Below are 1,715 nucleotides of genomic sequence, written 5' to 3' on the forward strand. Positions count from 1 at the left end.
CGGCGAGAGCCGCGACGGCTGCCGGGTGCCGATCCCGTGGACGGCCTCCGGCGACTTCGGCTGGCGCAACCCGTGGCTGCCGATCCCCGGCTCCTGGGGGCCGCTGTCGGCCGAGGCCCAGGAGGACGACCCCGGCTCCACCCTGAACCTCTACCGGGCCGCGCTCAGACTCCGCAAGGAGCACCCGGCGCTCGGCGGAGGCACGCTGACCTGGCTCGACTCCCCCAAGGACGTGCTGGCCATCGAGCGTGATCCGGGGCTGGTCGTGGTGCTCAACACGGGCGAGGAGCCGGTGCGCCTCGACCTGGGCGGCGAGATTCTGCTGTCCAGCGGCCCGCTGCCCGACGACGGAACCATCCCGCCGGACACCACGATTTGGGTCCAGCGCTGACACGGGTTGGTGGAATCTTTCCATTAACGCGGCATATGCCGGTAATCACGCTCGGTAACCTGCCAGGGTGGCACCCTGGTGGGCCCGATCCCTGCGGGGACGCGTAACCCTCATCGCGACGGCCGTGGCCGCCCTCGTGCTGATCCCGGCGGCCGTGGGCGGGGTGATCGTGACCCGATCGCTGATGTCGTCCAGCGTGTTCCGCGATACCAGGGACACGGCCGAGCGGATCGCGTACGAGATGCGTGGCGGTGCCCTGCCCATGGGGGCCGCCATCCCGGTGCCCAACCCGTCGGTCCCCCTGATCCAGGTGGTCGGACCCGACGGGCAGATCCTTGCCAGCAGCGACGCGGCCAGGAATTTGCCGCCGCTCAGCGACATCCGCCCCACGGCCGAGAACCGGCTGATCAACATGACGAACTGCCTGCCGACCCAGTGCATCCACCTCACGGCCGTCAGGGTGAGCATGTTCTCCGACTCCCCCGTCGTCTACGCGGGCCGTAGCACGCCCGACCTGCTCACCAGCCGCACGCTGGAAGTGGTCGTGTTCACCCAGGTCGGGATCCTGATCGCGCTGGCGTCGTGGGCCACCTGGCTGGTCACGGGGCGGGCGTTGCGGCCGGTGGCGACCATGCGGGCCGAACTGGACGCCGTGCACGCGGGCGACCTGAGCCGCCGGGTCACGCAGCCGCCGGGGCAGGACGAGGTGGCCCTGCTCGCCAAGTCCGTCAACGGCACGCTGGCCCGGCTGGAACGTTCCGCCCAGCAGCAGCGCCAGTTCGCCTCCGACGCCTCGCATGAGCTGCGTACCCCGATCGCCGGGCTGCGCGCCCAGCTCGAGAGCGCCCAGCTCTACCCGGAGGACACCGACATCGAGGCGCTGGTGGAGAGCTCGCTGCGCGACACCGACCGCCTGGAGGCGATCATCACCGACCTGCTGCTGCTGGCCAGGATCGGCTCCCGGGTGGACGTGGTCAAGGAGCGGGTGGACCTCGCCGAACTGGTGCTCCAGGAACTCGCCGTGCGCTGCGACAAGGTGCCCGTGCACGTGGACATGGACGAGGGGGTCGTGGTCGAGGGCGTACGGCTCCAGCTGGCCAGGGTCCTGACGAACCTGCTGGACAACGCCCAGCGGCACGCCGAGCACCGGGTCCGGGTCCAGGTCTCCAAGGAAGGGGACGACACGGCGGTCCTGGCGGTCGAGAACGACGGCATGGAGATCGCCGTGGACGACCGCGATCGCATCTTCGAGCGCTTCACCCGCCTGGACGCCGCGCGCAGCCGCGACGCCGGCGGCACGGGGCTGGGCCTGGCCATCGCGCGG

At 71.1% G+C, this 1,715-nt stretch carries 2 protein-coding genes; both read left to right on the forward strand.

Annotated elements, in window-relative coordinates:
• Positions 1-391 (forward strand): DUF3459 domain-containing protein (locus AB0J09_RS64060; RefSeq protein ID WP_360714214.1); only part of this gene is annotated, 391 nt, incomplete at its 5' end.
• A 67-nt stretch (positions 392-458) separates the two neighbouring features.
• Positions 459-1,715, forward strand: a 1,257-nt coding sequence (locus tag AB0J09_RS64065) for a HAMP domain-containing sensor histidine kinase (RefSeq protein WP_360714216.1), incomplete at its 3' end; no start/stop codon positions are given.

Source organism: Nonomuraea sp. NPDC049784 (genome assembly GCF_040659615.1).
Taxonomy (GTDB): Bacteria; Actinomycetota; Actinomycetes; order Streptosporangiales; family Streptosporangiaceae; genus Nonomuraea.